The 15688-nt window shown below is 41.6% G+C and carries 14 protein-coding genes and 2 pseudogenes; 10 read left to right on the forward strand and 6 right to left on the reverse strand.

The genetic code is table 11. The annotated features are described in order from the left end of the window. The 6 genes and pseudogenes from FTV30_RS00005 to FTV30_RS00030 all read left to right on the forward strand — a co-directional run. Nucleotides 1–492, forward strand: a pseudogene (locus FTV30_RS00005) (transposase family protein); the annotation flags it as partial. 63 nt (nt 493–555) lie between these two features. Beyond that, a pseudogene (locus tag FTV30_RS00010) lies at nt 556–822 on the forward strand (PAAR domain-containing protein); the annotation flags it as partial. A 118-nt stretch (nt 823–940) separates the two neighbouring features. Then, nucleotides 941–1754, forward strand: a protein-coding gene (locus FTV30_RS00015) for an IS5 family transposase (protein ID WP_180000781.1) whose coding sequence is annotated in 2 segments (ribosomal slippage) — nt 941–1327 and nt 1329–1754 — 813 coding nt in all. Because the reading frame shifts where the segments join, the coding sequence is not laid out codon by codon here. A 94-nt stretch (nt 1755–1848) separates the two neighbouring features. Continuing rightward, nucleotides 1849–2031 (forward strand): hypothetical protein, encoded by a 183-nt coding sequence (locus FTV30_RS00020; RefSeq protein WP_257228878.1) that lies wholly within the window; start codon nt 1849–1851, stop codon nt 2029–2031. Nucleotides 2032–2033: 2 nt separating this feature from the next. Then, nucleotides 2034–2576, forward strand: coding sequence for a type VI secretion system amidase effector protein Tae4 (locus tag FTV30_RS00025; RefSeq protein WP_180000782.1), 543 nt, complete (start codon nt 2034–2036; stop codon nt 2574–2576). Continuing rightward, the gene (locus FTV30_RS00030) at nt 2576–2950 is read left to right on the forward strand and encodes a hypothetical protein (protein ID WP_100355069.1); all 375 of its coding nucleotides are present in this window, start codon (nt 2576–2578) and stop codon (nt 2948–2950) included. The genes FTV30_RS00025 and FTV30_RS00030 overlap by 1 nt, the downstream gene beginning before the upstream one ends. Nucleotides 2951–3002: 52 nt before the next feature. Here FTV30_RS00030 and FTV30_RS00035 read toward each other — a convergent pair whose 3' ends face one another. From FTV30_RS00035 to FTV30_RS00050, 4 genes are all read right to left on the reverse strand, one after another. Beyond that, complete coding sequence (locus FTV30_RS00035) at nt 3003–3419, reverse strand: heme-binding protein (protein WP_180000783.1); 417 nt, start codon at nt 3417–3419, stop codon at nt 3003–3005. Between the two features lie 163 nt (nt 3420–3582). Continuing rightward, nucleotides 3583–4884, reverse strand: coding sequence for a glutamate-1-semialdehyde 2,1-aminomutase (gene hemL, locus FTV30_RS00040; protein WP_180000784.1), 1302 nt, complete (start codon nt 4882–4884; stop codon nt 3583–3585). Nucleotides 4885–4922: 38 nt separating this feature from the next. After that, complete coding sequence (thiE, locus tag FTV30_RS00045) at nt 4923–5543, reverse strand: thiamine phosphate synthase (protein WP_005171511.1); 621 nt, start codon at nt 5541–5543, stop codon at nt 4923–4925. Between the two features lie 795 nt (nt 5544–6338). Then, nucleotides 6339–6722 carry a DUF962 domain-containing protein gene (locus tag FTV30_RS00050; protein ID WP_005171513.1) on the reverse strand — a complete coding sequence of 128 codons (384 nt, stop codon included), beginning with the start codon at nt 6720–6722 and terminating at the stop codon, nt 6339–6341. Nucleotides 6723–7057: 335 nt separating this feature from the next. Between FTV30_RS00050 and FTV30_RS00055 the strand changes: the two genes are divergently transcribed. Then, entirely contained in the window at nt 7058–8515 is a 1458-nt protein-coding gene (locus FTV30_RS00055; RefSeq protein WP_180000785.1) for a CYTH domain-containing protein, read from the forward strand. A gap of 130 nt (nt 8516–8645) precedes the next feature. Further along, nucleotides 8646–10100 (forward strand): CYTH and CHAD domain-containing protein, encoded by a 1455-nt coding sequence (locus FTV30_RS00060; protein WP_180000786.1) that lies wholly within the window; start codon nt 8646–8648, stop codon nt 10098–10100. Nucleotides 10101–10107: 7 nt separating this feature from the next. Here the strand turns inward: FTV30_RS00060 and FTV30_RS00065 are convergent, their stop codons facing one another. Next, nucleotides 10108–10740, reverse strand: coding sequence for a hypothetical protein (locus FTV30_RS00065; RefSeq protein WP_005096604.1), 633 nt, complete (start codon nt 10738–10740; stop codon nt 10108–10110). Between the two features lie 112 nt (nt 10741–10852). On the opposite strand from FTV30_RS00065, the gene FTV30_RS00070 reads away from it, so the two are divergent. Both FTV30_RS00070 and FTV30_RS00075 read left to right on the forward strand, forming a co-directional pair. Beyond that, the gene (locus tag FTV30_RS00070; RefSeq protein WP_005096603.1) at nt 10853–11254 is read left to right on the forward strand and encodes a DUF3144 domain-containing protein; all 402 of its coding nucleotides are present in this window, start codon (nt 10853–10855) and stop codon (nt 11252–11254) included. Nucleotides 11255–11371: 117 nt separating this feature from the next. Continuing rightward, on the forward strand, nt 11372–12436 hold the full coding sequence (locus FTV30_RS00075) for an amidohydrolase (protein ID WP_180000787.1): 1065 nt from the start codon (nt 11372–11374) through the stop codon (nt 12434–12436). 374 nt (nt 12437–12810) lie between these two features. Here the strand turns inward: FTV30_RS00075 and FTV30_RS00080 are convergent, their stop codons facing one another. After that, the gene (locus tag FTV30_RS00080) at nt 12811–15582 is read right to left on the reverse strand and encodes a pitrilysin family protein (protein ID WP_180000788.1); all 2772 of its coding nucleotides are present in this window, start codon (nt 15580–15582) and stop codon (nt 12811–12813) included. Between the last annotated feature and the right edge of the window lie 106 nt (nt 15583–15688).

Raw genomic sequence — 15688 nt, forward strand, 5'->3', positions numbered from 1 at the left:
GTGAGGAGGATTATGTAATCGTTGATGTCACTGAGTCACAGATTGAGCGTCCCAAAAAAACAAAGAAAATTCTATAGTGGTAAAAAGAAGAAACATACGCTAAAAACACAGGTCATTTTTAACCCAAAATTAAAGCAAATTGTAAGTATACAGATTGAAGATGGCAGAAAACACGATCTGACGATTGCGCGTAAGTATTTGAAGGAGATGGTCATTTATCCTTGTATCATGGCAGATTTAGCCTATAAAGGATTTCATCAGATTAAGAGTAAGTTACTCATTCCCATCAAGAAACCTAAGAATTTATCATTACCCCAAATAGCAAAACAGATCAACCAAGAAATCAGTCGGCGTAGGATCACAATTGAACATATCAACGGCAAACTTAAACATTTTCGGATATTAACAGAACGCTATAGAAATAGACGGAAACGCTTTGGTCTAAGAATGAATTTAATTGCTGGAATGGTGAATTGGATGCTCTTAAATTAACTTTCGCAAGAGATCTATTGTCATGTTATTATGGTCTTTAATAAAAATAATAACCAAATAATAATGAGAGCATTAATAACAGTCGGCTGTAAAACCGATCATGGGGGAATCATTACTTTTGGCGACCCTTCCTTTCTGGTGGAAGGAAAAGCTGTGCATTTGGATGGAATGGTACATTATTGTCCTAAATGTAATGTCCTAGCGAAAGCTCTTGCTTCTAACCGAGGCTTTATAGTCGTCCTGGGTAGAAGCATTGTTGCGGCAGGAGACACATCAACTTGTGGTTCAAAATTTCTAAAAACTTCTGATTTGGCTGTCATAAGTAATGGTATTATCTCAAGTAAAATTGATCAATTAATATCAGATACAGCTACTAAATACATTGAAGAAAAAGAAGAAAAGATCATTAGATCTCCTGCGAAAGTAAAAAATTGTTCATACTGGCCCCATGAAATATGAAAATTTAATTAGATTTAATGATGGGGAATTTAAGCGACTCGTTGGAGTTCCTCGTCCATTATTCTTAAAAATGGTATCGGTGTTACAACACGTTGAACTTGCCAAGAAAAAATCTGGAAGGCCGCATTCTTTGTGTTTAGAGGATCAATTATTGTTAACTCTAAACTACTTACGCTGTTATAGGACTCAAATTGAATTATCCGCTGACTATAATCTCGCTGAAAGTAATGTGAATCGTACTATTCATAAAGTTGAAAATGCTCTGATTCAATCACGGATTTTTGCATTACCGAAAAGGAATCAAAAGTTTAGTGAAGGTGATTATGTGATCGTTGATGTCACTGAGTCACAGATTGAGCGTCCCAAAAAAACAAAGAAAATTCTATAGCGGTAAAAAGAAGAAACATACGCTAAAAACACAGGTCATTTTTAACCCAAGACTAAAGCAAATTGTAAGTATACAGGTCGAAAGTGGCAGAAAACATGATCTGACGATTGCGCGTAAGTATTTTAAGGAGATGATCATTTATCCTTGTATTATGGCAGATTTAGCCTATAAAGGATTTCATCAGATTAAGAGTAAGTTACTCATTCCAATCAAGAAACCTAAGAATTTATCATTACCCAAAATAGCAAAAAAGATCAACCAAGAAATCAGTCGGCGTAGGATCACAATTGAACATATCAACGGCAAACTTAAACATTTTCGGATATTGACAGAACGCTATAGAAATAGACGGAAACGATTTGGTCTAAGAATGAATTTAATTGTTGGAATGGTGAATTGGATGCTCTTGAATTAACTTTCGCAAGAGATCTATTAATAATATTTATTGGAGTTATGGAGATAACCTTATTCTTCTAAAAAGAAAATCTAGATTTTTTGATGACTTGAATTTGCATATAGAAACTTCAGGTTATGCACAAGGAGATACTATTGATATAGAAATAAAACCAGAATCTTCTGAGATAAACTCATTTCATCCATTTACGATTTCACTTGATATTGATGCTGAAGGTAAGGGAGTGCTTAAAAATATTTTTAAAGGAAAAACTATATTAATTGATACGGAATATTAAATATGGTGAGTATAACTGCAAGGGCTGGTGGTCGGTCTTCGACCATACAAGCAAAAAGACCTTTATTTTCCGAATTATGGAAATATTATCCGGTAAAAATGTCAGCAAATGATGTGTATTCTATGGTGGGAGGTCAAGCTATGGCTTTATATCAAGAAAATCCTACAGGATACGCAAATGCTTGTGCTTTAAGATTAAGTAGATCTTTCAACTACGGCGGAATGCCAATTAAACAGTCAACCAGAGGTTATAAAGTCAGAGGCGCTGATCATAAACCTTATTTACTTAGGGTTCGCGAGATGATCAGCTTTGTTGAACAAAATTTAGGAACTGCAGATCTCTCCTTCAAGCCTCAAAATAACCAGGATTTATCATCACAATTAAAAGGGAAAAAAGGAATTATTATTTTTAAAGTCTCTGGTTGGGGAGATGCTTCTGGACATGTCACTTTATGGAATGGAAATGATTGTGGAGATAGTTGCTACTTTATTCATGATACACCGAGCCTAAGAACCACAGATATTCTGTTTTGGAATTTAAGATAATGAAAATAATTGCTGTACTTTTTAGTTGTCTAGTGATGAGTGCATGTTATGCAAAAGACTTAATTCCATCCATATCAAATGAGGATGAGCTCAATATCAAAAATTTTGGCTTTAGTTATTGTCTGACGAGGGCTCAGGATCAATCCCTCAGTTCTGAGGCTGCTCTAGCGATGGGCGGGTATTTCCAACAGGGATCATATGAAGAACCCGCGTATAAAAATTTGAAAGAATATATAAACCAATCTATGAAAGCAAAAACTGAGGTGTATAAAAATCAAGCAAGGCCAGCCATATTAATGAGCTGTTTAGAGCTGTATAACTCGACAGAATATAATGAAATGGTTAAACAACAGCATCACTATCTTATCCGATAGTTATTTTTAACTTAGACTTGAGAAGATAAGTACATTCTCAAGCGTATAATGTTTAGCCCTGCTGCGCCAAAAACTTCTTAATCGCCACCTGCGCAATCTCAGCGTCCTCAAATGATTTCACACCTGATACACCCATCGCACCCACTAATTGCCCTTGATACAGAATCGGTTCGCCACCTTCCAGCATTCCCGAGAAACTTTCCATAGTCAGAAAGCCCATCTGCCCGCCTTTGATAATATCTTCAAACAGCTTGGATGGACGACGACTCATCGCCGAGCATCTGGCTTTTTCAATGGCCAGATTTGCAGTCATCGGTGCTGCACCATCCATACGTTTCATCGCAAGCAAATTGCCCGTTTCATCGACTACGGCAATACTGACATTGAAGCTGTTCTGAATTGCGTATTGATGGGCGTGATCCAATAGAAATTCCGCATCACTTAGAGTCAAATAGTGTTTGGTTTGCATGAATGAATATCCATAATTTTAGCATTTAATCTCCCCTAACCCTGAGCCAGATATGGCACAAGGAAAAGAGGGGAAATTTATTATTTGTACAGATAAAATTCCCTCCTTTGAAAAGGTGAAAAGCACCGCTTCGCAAGAGGGAGGATTTTAAAAAAATTAAAATTTAAGCGTTCATCTCAGCAAAAGTCTCGATCGCAGCCTGAATGGTAAATTCAATATCTTCATCGCTGTGTGCAGCCGAGAAGAAGCCAGCTTCGAATGCAGAAGGTGCTAAATTCACCCCCCGATTCAACATGCCATGGAAAAATTTACGAAAAGCATCGATATCACATTTCAACATCGAATCAAAGCTGGTGATGTCTTCCTGATCGGTGAAGTACAGACCAAACATCCCACCGACCTGTTGGGTTTTAAAGGGTACGCCTGCCTCGTCTGCTGCTGCTTGTAAACCTGCAAGAAGTTTTGACAACTGCGCAGATAGGTTTTCATAGAAACCTTCAGCACGAAGATGCTTAAACATCTCAATCCCGGCACGCATTGCCAATGGATTACCCGACAATGTTCCTGCTTGATACACTTTACCCAGTGGCGCAATGCATTCCATCACTTCACGTTTACCGCCAAAGGCACCGACTGGTAGACCTGCACCAATAATTTTACCCAATGTGGTTAAATCCGGAGTTACGCCATAATGTGCCTGCGCACCGCCTAAGCCAACACGGAAACCGGTCATCACTTCGTCGATGATAAAGACTGAACCATGCTCATCACAAACATCACGAATCGCTTGCAGAAAACCGTCAATTGGTTTCACCAGATTCATGTTGCCTGCCACAGGCTCCACAATCACGCCGGCAATTTCAGCACCAAACTTGGCAAAGCATTCTTTTAAAGTCGCAATGTCATTGTATGGAAGCGTGATGGTATGCTTGGCAAAATCAGCTGGCACACCCGCAGATGTCGCTTCGCCCTCACCTTTAGTTAACAAGCCCGAACCTGCTTTTACAAGAAGCGAGTCTGAGTGACCGTGATAACAGCCTTCAAATTTTACAATCTTGTCACGGCCGGTATAACCGCGCGCTAAACGAATCGCTGTCATGGTGGCTTCCGTGCCCGAGTTGGTCATACGTACCAATTCAATCGACGGCATGATCTCGCAAATAATATCGGCAAGCGTGGTTTCATGAACTGTTGGCGCACCAAAGCTTAAACCATCTACTGCGGCCTGTTGAACGGCTTGAATAATTGCAGGATGGGCGTGACCCAGAATCATCGGTCCCCATGAACCGACATAGTCCACATAACGTTTTCCGTCTACATCATACAAATATGCGCCTTGGGCTTTTTCGATAAAGACCGGTGTACCACCGACGCCGTTAAATGCGCGTACAGGTGAGTTGACGCCACCCGGAATATGTTTATTGGCTTGTTTGAACAATTGTTCTTGCTTTGGAGATAAGCTCATGAAGGCACTCGACTCAAAATTAAATCAATCAAAAAATTTTATGCTGTAGCTTGAAAAAGCGCAGACCATTCATCTAAACGTTCAGGAATGGCATTCATCGGCAAGCCCAATATATCACTAATCACGGCGCAATAATCCGCACCTGACTCAATGACTTCTTTGGAATTTTCAACCGTTAAACCGCCAATGGCACATAAAGGCACGTTCAATTTCTCTTTGGCCAGTTTTAAAGTTTCCAAGCCAATATTACCGGCTTCAGGTTTACTGTCGGTGGCATAGATGGCACCAAATGCCACATAGTTTGCACCATCGGCAATGGCCTGTTCAGCCAGCTCAAGCGAGTTATTACAGCTACGACCAATCAAGACATTTTTTGGCAAGCGTGCAACTGCCTCGACAATAGACCCGTCATCCTGACCCAAATGCACACCCACCCCGTATTTAACGGCCATTTCAAGATCATCATTAATCACAAAAAGCACACCATATTCAGCACACATGGCTTTCATATACTCGATTTCGTAAATTTGATCTTGTTTGGCGACTTTTTTACGGCGATATTGCAATACTGCAATGCCGCCATTGGCCATTGCGCCTTCCAGTTTTGCCAATAAAAGTTCTACGGGATCATCATTGGTAATTAAATATAAACCGCGCATCTTGCTCGCCACTTGCTAGGATGGCTCTATTATAGGCATAACTCGGTTTAATTGCCGCAGTCCTGCTGTTTCCGCGACCGGGTAGCAACAGATTTGCAGTTTTTTAGCGCAATTTTCCAGTTAAATCTAAAATATCACCATTTTCAGGGATATACCGACTATAAAATATGGGTTTTAATCGCTTTATAACAAAAATAATAAAGTGTTAATGCTTACGCCCTCCGACAAACGCTTTTAGGATTTTGCAGATAACTTGGTGGAGAAGTTGCAAAATTCTAAGAGCGGTTTTTTTTACCTTTAAATTTTCAATATTGTTAAGCCTCTTTAAGATTAAACTCAAAAAGATTAAAAAATACCCAATTTCAGGGATGGCCCAATTAGCTCAAAGAGACTTAAATAGCGTTAGACACAGAAAATAACCAGAAAAATAAATACCTGTGTTGGTGACACCCGATCCTTTCTAGTTTTGAATAATACGTTTGTGGGGAGACGTTTCAAAGCTAGAAAGGATCATTTTCTTTATGTATGATCCGCATGACTTGTTCTATAAATATTTACGCAATAATGGCAACGAAGTCAGTAAATTTATTTAAAAAATAGAGATATAAAAAAGCCCGGAGAAGGTCGCTCCAGGCTTGGAAAACTGTTTTATTCAGTAAACTATAACTTTTGATCAAATTCCATCAAACTGAATAAGCAATAACACAATTAATAGAATAATAAATGGCGACTTGCAAGTCTTTTATCGAAAGATCATGTTCCCTAGCCACACAATCCGATGAAAGTTACCTGAGTTTAACTTGAAATCTTATCGTATTTGCGATCAAGCAGACTGAGACGACCACGCAGGACATCCGCAAACATACGCCAGTCTGAAATAAAGCTATACACCGGCTGTTTAAAACTGGCCGGTTTATTGCGTTCAAAGATAAAATGGCCAATCCAGGCACAGGCATAACCCGAAAGCAAACCATAAGCAAAATATCGTGGTTTGCCTTGACGAATGGCTTGAGTAAAACAATATAGGCCGATACTGCTACCTGCGACATGTAAACGGCGACTGACCATATGCCGGTGTTCGGTCAAATAAAAGCGGTAAAACTCATGATAATTGCCAATCGGCATCTGGGGTTGATGCGCGATCACATGGGTATTCTCTGGCTGTACTTGTACATTCATTTCTCATCGTCCTGATGTTTTCTTTTACCTTAGCGTATATTTTGGCCAATTAACAGTCTCTTGATTTGCTCGAATATTCTTAGATATTTTCCAAGCAAAGCCGCAATTCCTCTCGCTTTGCAACCCTATTAACAGCTCAAAGCCAATATTTAAATTCCTGTTCAATATTTTTATATGCAGGTCAAGTCTTACATGCATTTTGATTTTGGTTACAATCTGCCACGCATACATCTAAAAATATAATTGCGGCGATTGCCCGCCGAATTTTCAGCATCTCATTAAAGCGAAAAATATCAGTACATGCTGGCGTGTACTAAACAGATAGGAAAATCATTATGGTTGAAGTTGAACTCAAGTTCCAGATTCCTGCGGCACGACGCACTGCGCTGCTCAAGGCACTTGATCCGAAAAAGTCTCAACAGATCCAGCTTCAAGCCAAATATTATGATACTGCCGACCGTCAACTGGCCCAGCACGGGGTAGCACTACGTCAGCGTCTGGAAGGTACGCGCTGGGTGCAAACCCTGAAAGCTGCCGGTAAAAGCCATATTGAACGCTTTGAACATAATCATGATCTGGGGGAATTAACTGAATCTCCTGAACTGGATTTAAGTATTTATACCCAGTTCCCAGAAGCACAGGCGATTCTGAGCCATGCGCTCGGCAATCAGTCTGATCAGCTACAACTGCAATTCGAAACCGATATTGCCCGCACCTTGCGTGTAATTGAATACCAAGACACACAAATCGAAGTCAGTCTGGATATTGGGCAGATCCGTACCCGAGATGCTGAACAAGAGGTACATGAAGTCGAGTTTGAGCTAAAAAGTGGGTTGATACACAATTTATTGGCGTTCAGTTTTGAATGGGTCAAGAAATATCAGCTCTGGCTCGATGTACGTAGCAAGGCAGAAATCGGTAATTTATTGGCCACCTCACAACGCGTGAGCCCGGCCACCTTCGCCAAAGAGTTCCAGATCAGTAAAAAAGACAGCGCTGGTAAAACCCTATGCAGTCTGATTGCGCAGCAGATGCAACATTTATTGCCAAATATCGCCGCGATTTCAGCTCAGGTTGCACAGCAGGAACATATTCAGCAGGCTCAACTGGCACTGGATCAGCTATATCTCACTTTGCTGCTGTTTAAAGACTGGCATCCGCAGCTTTCGGACAAATGGGCACATCAAATGGCTGCCTTTAAGCAGCAGTTCGAGCATTTACAACATTTGCAGCATATGCAAAACAGCTTGGCCAGCTTCCTGCAAAATCCGACCACTGCGGAAAATCTGAGTAAAGATATTCTGTATGCTCAGGAAAAACTGGGCAATCTAGTCAAATCAACGCAAAATGTGCATCATTATCTGGAGTTATTGACTTTTAGTTTAACTGAAGATGAACATGCTGCTCTGGATTTAAAAACTGCTGCACAAACCACGCTGCAACAACAGTATAAAGTGCTGCAAGAACAGATGAACCAGACTGAAATTAACAATTTTGAAAGTCTGGATCAATTGGCAAGCCGGATTCAGGAACTCAAATTCAGCTTTCCGATCTTAACCACAATCTATGACGTCAAAAACTTGCAGAAGTACAGCAAAGCACTGAATGATGCACAACTTGCAGCCGGTGAATATCAAACCTTGGCTTCTTCGGCAGTGTATATTCAGCAAACTGAACTGGAAGCGAGTGACTGGTTTGTATTAGGTTGGCTGACTGCTAAACAGGAAGTCTATGCCCAGAAACTGCTTGAGGCGACAGAACAGTTCCTGGTGAGCCGTAAATTCCTCAAATAAATATCTTTAAGAATATTTTAAAGCACGCTCCCTCTACGGCGTGCTTTTTTTGTTGCAGAAGCACATCACACCATGGCTAATCTTTGAGCTATATTGCTCTGTATAACCTACATCGAGAAGGAATGACCCGATGGCAGAAATAGAGCTTAAATTCCAGATTCCGTCACCGTCACGTGCACAATTTGAACAGGACTTCCAGAAGCTTCAGCCGACTCGGCATCGTTTATGTGCGCGCTACTTCGATACTGAAGCACAACAACTCCAACAACATCAAATCGCCTTGCGACAACGTCTAGAAGACCAGCAATGGATTCAAACCCTGAAAGCACCTACTGAGCAGCAATTTGAACGTTTTGAACTTGAACATACATTAAAAAGCCCACCTGAAAGCTGTGATTTTCAGTTATATCGCAAACACAAACCGGCAAAAAAGATTCTGAAACAGGCGCTTGGCGATTTGGATATACCGCTTATTCTGCAATTTGAAACAGATGTCGCGCGTTATGTGCTGACCGAAACACATCAAAATAGCCAGATTGAGATTGCCTTTGATGTAGGGGAAATTCGCCATAAGGATCAAGCCATTGATATTTATGAAGTCGAATTTGAGCTAAAATCCGGTCAATTGAGCGAATTGATTGATTTCATTCGGCCATGGATTCAACGTTATGATTTATGGCTGGATACGCGGAGTAAATCGGAACGCGGTTATGCCCTATTACAGGGTGAAGAAAGTCTGCCTGTGCAGCATCAGCTGCCATTAGAACTTGAGCAGAAAGATCAGATTGCTACTATTTTAAAGAAAATCGTAGCCAACTGTCTGGCTCATCTTTTTCCGAATGCAACTGCGATTGCCGCTGATCATTATAACAGCGATCATGTGCATCAGGCACGTGTCGCGATCCGGCGCTTACGCAGTGCCTTTAAAATTTTTCAGTCTGTGACTGAACATGTACAGCCAGAATGGCCGGAACAGCTGCGAGATATTTTTCAGCAACTGGGTTCTACCCGAGATCGCGATGCCCTTGCAGAAAGTCTGATTCCGCAACTGGAAAAAGCCGGCTCACCCTTATTAAAATTACCACCACACCGACAAAAACAGCCAGATATTAGCACGCTGTTCAGACAAACAGCTACAGTGGACTTGATACTGCAACTACTCAGCTTTAGTCAGGAAAAAACGCATAGCAAAGCCAAATCTTCGCATAAAATTTTGTGTAAAGGTTTGAGCAAGTTACATCAGCAAATTTGTCAGGATGCCGAAAACTATCAGGAACTGGATATTGAATCGCGGCATCGCACCCGTAAACGGGTGAAACGCTTGCGCTATAACGTAGAATTTTTACAGAGTTTATTTCCTGAAAAGGATGTGAAAACTTATCTGAAAGCCCTAAAACCCTTACAGGAAAGCTTGGGGCATTATAACGACCTGTTTGTGGCAGACGAACTGTTTAGACCGTATGTCAAGCAAAATAGCAAAGCCTGGTTTGTGCTGGGTTGGATAAGCGCGGAACAGCAGCGTTTATCGAGTGAAGCAGCCGAGCGTTTACAGCAGTTTGCTGAAAATACCAAACCCTTCTGGTAAAACCGGGCTAGCGATATTTACCAAACACTTTCCAGGTATTATTATCGGCCAGAGGGTCATTATAACTATCACTGCGTTGCTTACGTGGTTTATCACGGGCATCGATCAGCTCAAAATGTGGCTCGACACTCAGCACGATACCATTCACATAAAAACGGGTACGTGTATATTCACTTTGACCATGCTGAAACACATAAGTACGTAAGTCTACAAATTCGCGGTGTGCCACCAAAGCCGCGGTATCGTCACTGTCGAGCCAGTGTCGCATGGCTGCGATCTGTTCGGGTTCAAACTGCCCGCATTTTTCAATCAGGCTGGCCACACCACGAAAAGTTTTAGATTCTTTGGCCCGGGTTTTATTTAGCCTGATTCGGTCAACATGAAAATAAAACAGCGGCAAGTTTAAATGACTGGGAAGATGGATAGCATCTAGGGTTTCATCGTCCATGAAAGGTTGGAACAGATCCTGCGCCCTTTCAATCAGACCAAGCCACTGGGTGTAATATTCTTCGACCTGCGATTTGGTTCCATAATAAATCGGCAGACCTTCGACATTGGCTAGATTTGCCGGTGGCCAGATATTCTGGCGCAATAAGGCAATATCACTTTTCAGACTTTGTACCGCAATCGCATCCTGCATGGCATTCACTTTTATATGCTTAGGCTATTTTTAGATTAAGGCAAAGGTTTAGTTTCTGCAAGGCTTTGCCTATAATTAGCCATTAAGATTTTATGATGGTCAGGAAAAATTCATGGTTCAAAAGATTGAAGCAACCGATGTAACCGAAGAAGAAGCGTTAAATGCGGCATTCTTTGAACGTGCTGATGAATTTATTCAACAAGCCAACGAGTTTTGTCGCGTAGAAAAAGGCTCGCAGGAAAAACCGAGTGATAAGCGCGGTCAAGTCAGTGCAGCCATGTTATTTGGTACTGCCCGTTTCAATACCTGGGTGGCAGCGAATAACTTTAAAGATGGCAACGAAATGCGCGATGCCAAAGATCAGGTGATGTCTTATATTATGCAGCAATTCCAAATGATGCTGGAAGATAACTATGATGAATACTGTGAACAGTTCGAAAACTATTTACGTTTCCGTCACAATGAAGAGTTTCATGCCAACAAGCATAACCATGATCACAAGCACGATCATTGATTAAAATATGAAAAGCCCCGCGGGGCTTTTTTATTTGCCTTAATTTATCATCTTGACTTCGAACTGATTTTAGCCCCATATAAATTGAATAATAAATACACTAAAACAAGGCATAGCATGCAGCAACTTCCCTTCCCGATCATTGACCCACATATTCACCAATGGGATCCGTACAACACCCCACACGCGGCAGCATTTGCCGTAAAACTGTTTGGCAAATATCCTAAATTACTGGACAAAATGGTGCGGCTGCTCAAACCTAAAGATGTGATTGAGACCATTGGCCTGACCGAGCATCTGACCGCCCCTTATCTGCCTGCGAACTACAACAAAGATCTAGGGCATTATGAAGTCGAACAAATTGTGCATGTTGAAGCCAGCTGGCATGATCAGAAAGGTACAGGCGTGGTGGATGAAACCCGTTTTGTGGCCGGACTTCCTTTTGATCAGCATAATATCCAGCTCGGTGGCATTATCGCTACGGCGGATCCGCGGCAGAAAAACTTTAAACAGTTGATTCAATTGCATCAGGAAGCTTCTCCCAAATTTCGCGGCATCCGTAAAATGGCTGCGGTACATCCAGACAAAGGCATTCATGCCTGGACCGATGAGCCGCATCTCTATCGCAACAAAGATTTCCTGAAGGGCTTTGAGGAACTGGCCCAGCAAGACTTAAGTTTTGATGCCTGGGTCTATTCGAGCCAGCTTGCTGATGTGACTGCACTGGCTAAAGCCTTTCCTAAAACACCCATCGCACTAGATCACCTCGGTACGCCTGTCGGCTTATTTGGCAAGGTGGGCAAAGCTACAGGCAAGACCGAACAAGATCGCGCCCTGATATTTTCAAGTTGGCAAGATCAACTGGCTGAACTGTCCGAGTGCAGAAATGTATCGACTAAAATGTCTGGCCTGTTTATGCCCGTTCTAGGTCATGATTTTCATCAGCAGAAACGGTTAGCCAATAAACAGGAATTATTGGAACGTGCAGCTCCCCTGATTCAGCATGCTTTAGATTGCTTTGGTTCTGAACGCCTGATGTTTGCCTCCAACTTTCCAATGGACAGTGTCAGCAGCTCACTCGTGAATATCATTGATGCTTTTAGCGATATTGTTCAGGACTATGATGAAAACGCGTTAAAGCCAGTTTTTTATGAGAATGCGAAAGCATTTTATAAATTATAAGAAGCGTCTGGATTTTTAAAGAAAGAAGGAAAATACATATGCTCTGGGAGGAAATAATCGCGAGTCCCCGATCAGATAGGCTTTTCTATACTTGCTGAGCAATCTTTTCTAGTTTAATCGCATCATATTATTACCAACATATTATTCACCTTCCCTTTAATAAAGATATCGCTGTTGGAGCAATATTAGTATCAGCTGGGATTTTCCTGTTTCTTTTTGCCACTTTCTGGTGGAGCTTACCCAGTGTTGTGCTATCTGGCGTTTTAGGTGGAATCCTGCTTACCAGAAAAGCGACTTAAATTAGAGCTTTTAATTATATTGAAGAATAAAAAATCCCCCTATTAGAGGAGGACTTTTTTTAATGTAGATCAATTCTATGATTTTTTGATTTCTTTTCCATATTGATCAGCCATCACTTCGACCAACTGATCCAGCTTGATGTATTTTTTAATCACGGCATCAATGTCGGCTTTCGTCAGTTGGGCAATCGCCTGATCACGTTTTTCACGGTAAATCAGCTTACGATCTTTTTCCAGTTGAGGAACCAACATACTGTGAATACGGCGATCATCTTCCAGTGCATTGACACGTTTTTTCAAAATGCTGGCTTTGGCCGCTTCCACTTCCTGTTCAGTTACACCACGTGTTAACAGCTCATTGAGTACCTGATGCACCGTTTGAGAAACCTGTGCAGATTTACCTGCGGTATAATTGGCACCCAGTGCCAAAGCACCTGAATCGGCCCATTCATTAAACTGAACATGGGCACTAAAACCGTAGACCAGCGCATTTTTTTCACGTAATTCCTGAGCCAAACGGGAAGACAGTTGAGAGTCACCCAGAATATGACGAAAGACTTGTAAAGCAGGTACATCTGCATGGTCTGCCCCCACCGGGAAGGTCAGCAATGCCTGATAACTACCGAACTCACGTTGTTCAGACAAGGCATGAATTTTTTGGGCTGGATAGCTTCGATATTCTGATTTCAGTCGTTCATAAGGCTGTGCCGCTTTCCAGTCCGCAAAACTATTTTTCAGCATTTTCTGTATAGATTTTGGCTGAAATTCCCCAGTCACTGCAATGTGTGCATGATGCGTTTTAAAGAATTGCTGATACAAAGCGACCACTTGCTCACGAGTGGCTGCTTTAAACTGCCTGGTGGCCAGTTCAGGTTCAAAATGGAAACGAATGTCACCGGGTTGATACACTTCAATGGTTCGCGCCATAGTCAGGCTCGACACTGTATCTGGCTCGGTATAAGGACGATCCAGACTGGATAAGGTCTGACCCTTGATCAAATCAAACTGGCTTTGCTCAAATGCAGGGTTTTTTAGTACATCAACCACATATTGGAAAAACTCTGCAAACTTCTCTTTTTTGGCACTGATCTGTATGTTCAGGCCATTACTCGATGGGCTGGCAGTCGCTGAACCGCCTACTTCGATAATTTTGTCAGCAATCTGCTGCAAGCTCTGGCTTTCCGATGAGCGCAGCATTAAATACGCGGTCAGATCCAGAATCTCGCCTTTATTCATCAGGCTTTGCGCAGTCCCAAAATCCAGAGAAATTGTGGCATACACCTTGTCATCGCGAATATTGGTTGGGAATAGCGCGTATTTAATGCCATTTTTTAACTTACCACGCTGAATCTGCTTGTCCTTAGCAGATAAATACTGCTTGGATTGCGCTACATACTGCTTCACTTCCGCCTGATAAACACTGACATCCTTTAAAGGCTCTTCAGTCTCAACCTGTTGGTCCAGTGTTTTTTTCGGTGCTTCCGTCTGTGTCACTTCCTGCGCTTTTTTCTGATCTTCAGGTGTTGGCAGGATATTGCCAGAAATACGATATTCAGGTTTTAGAAAGCCTTTATAGACCTGATTGACCTGACTCACATTCAGGTTTTCAATCGCATTCAGATCTTTAAAATACTGGCTCCAGTCACCCGAATAAGCCACGGCATAATCACTTAAACGTGAACCTAATGCAGTCGCGCTATTTTTAATATTATCAGCCTGATTGCGGGTCAGGTTTTTAACTCGGTTTAATTCGGCCTCGGTAAATGGCTGGCTTTGCTCTACGCCTTGAATCAAACTTTGTTCCACAGTTTTTGGCTGATGATTGGGTGCATAGATCGCGCCCATAAACACCAGATTAAAGTCTTTATCTAACCAGGTGCTAGATTGCACCATGGTCGATTTTCCACTTTCCACCATGCTCTGATATAAATGCCCGCTCGGTTGCAAGGTATAGAGCGTCGGCGAAACAGCCAAAGCAGTCTTGATCTTTTCATCCGGACCATTCAGGTAAATATTGAATTTGGCCAGATCACTGCCCTTTTGCACAGTAAATTCACGCTGTTGAATCTGCTCAGGTTTTAAAGCCGGAACTTTCACTTGCGCCGGTACACTTCGCGATTGAATCGGACTGAAATGGCTATCAATCTGCTTTAATACTTCCGCCTTATCAAACTTGCCTGAAATCACCATAAAGGCATTATTCGGTGCATACCAGCTCCGGTAAAACTGGTTCAATTCCTGCATATTGATGGATTGCAGCTCATTCAGATCACCAATCGGTAAACGGCCCAAATACTGATTGCCATAAGCCGACTTGAACACCTGATCCATGAGTACTGAAAATGGCTGATCCAGACGAATTTCGCGTTCGCGTTTTACAATATCAATTTCGGTCGGTACATATTTTCCCTGAAGAACCAGCTGATCCATACGCTCAGCTTCAAGAAAAATCACTTCACTGAGCGCCGTTTTTTCAGGACGAATGACATTGGTATATTTGGTTGAATAATAATCGGTACTGGCATTGGTCATTAAGGTATATTGATCGAGCCGACGCTGAAATTCATCACCTTTGACATTTTTAGTGCCTTTAAAAGCCAAGTGTTCCAGCAGATGCGCCAGTCCACCTTTTCCTTTAGGATCATTCAGTGAACCGGTCAAATACACCGTATTCATAAAAATTTTATTTTCTTTATCATTCGGTGCCAGAATAATTCGTAAACCATTATCAAGACGATATTCCTCCACATTCTGTTCAGTTTTCACCAAAACAGGTTGTGCAAAACTCAGCGCACTACAACCCGACAACAAAATCGCCAAGCTTAAATTCTTATAACGTACCAACATTATTCATCCAGATTTTAAATGTAAATTTTTATTCGCGCTCATTTTAGAGAATGATTCTTATTCTGAATAGTCTTTTCTAAATTGAATCATTAAAATAACATGCCGC

The sequence above is a fragment of the Acinetobacter sp. YH12255 genome, assembly GCF_013417355.1.
Taxonomy (GTDB): domain Bacteria; phylum Pseudomonadota; class Gammaproteobacteria; order Pseudomonadales; family Moraxellaceae; genus Acinetobacter; species Acinetobacter pseudolwoffii.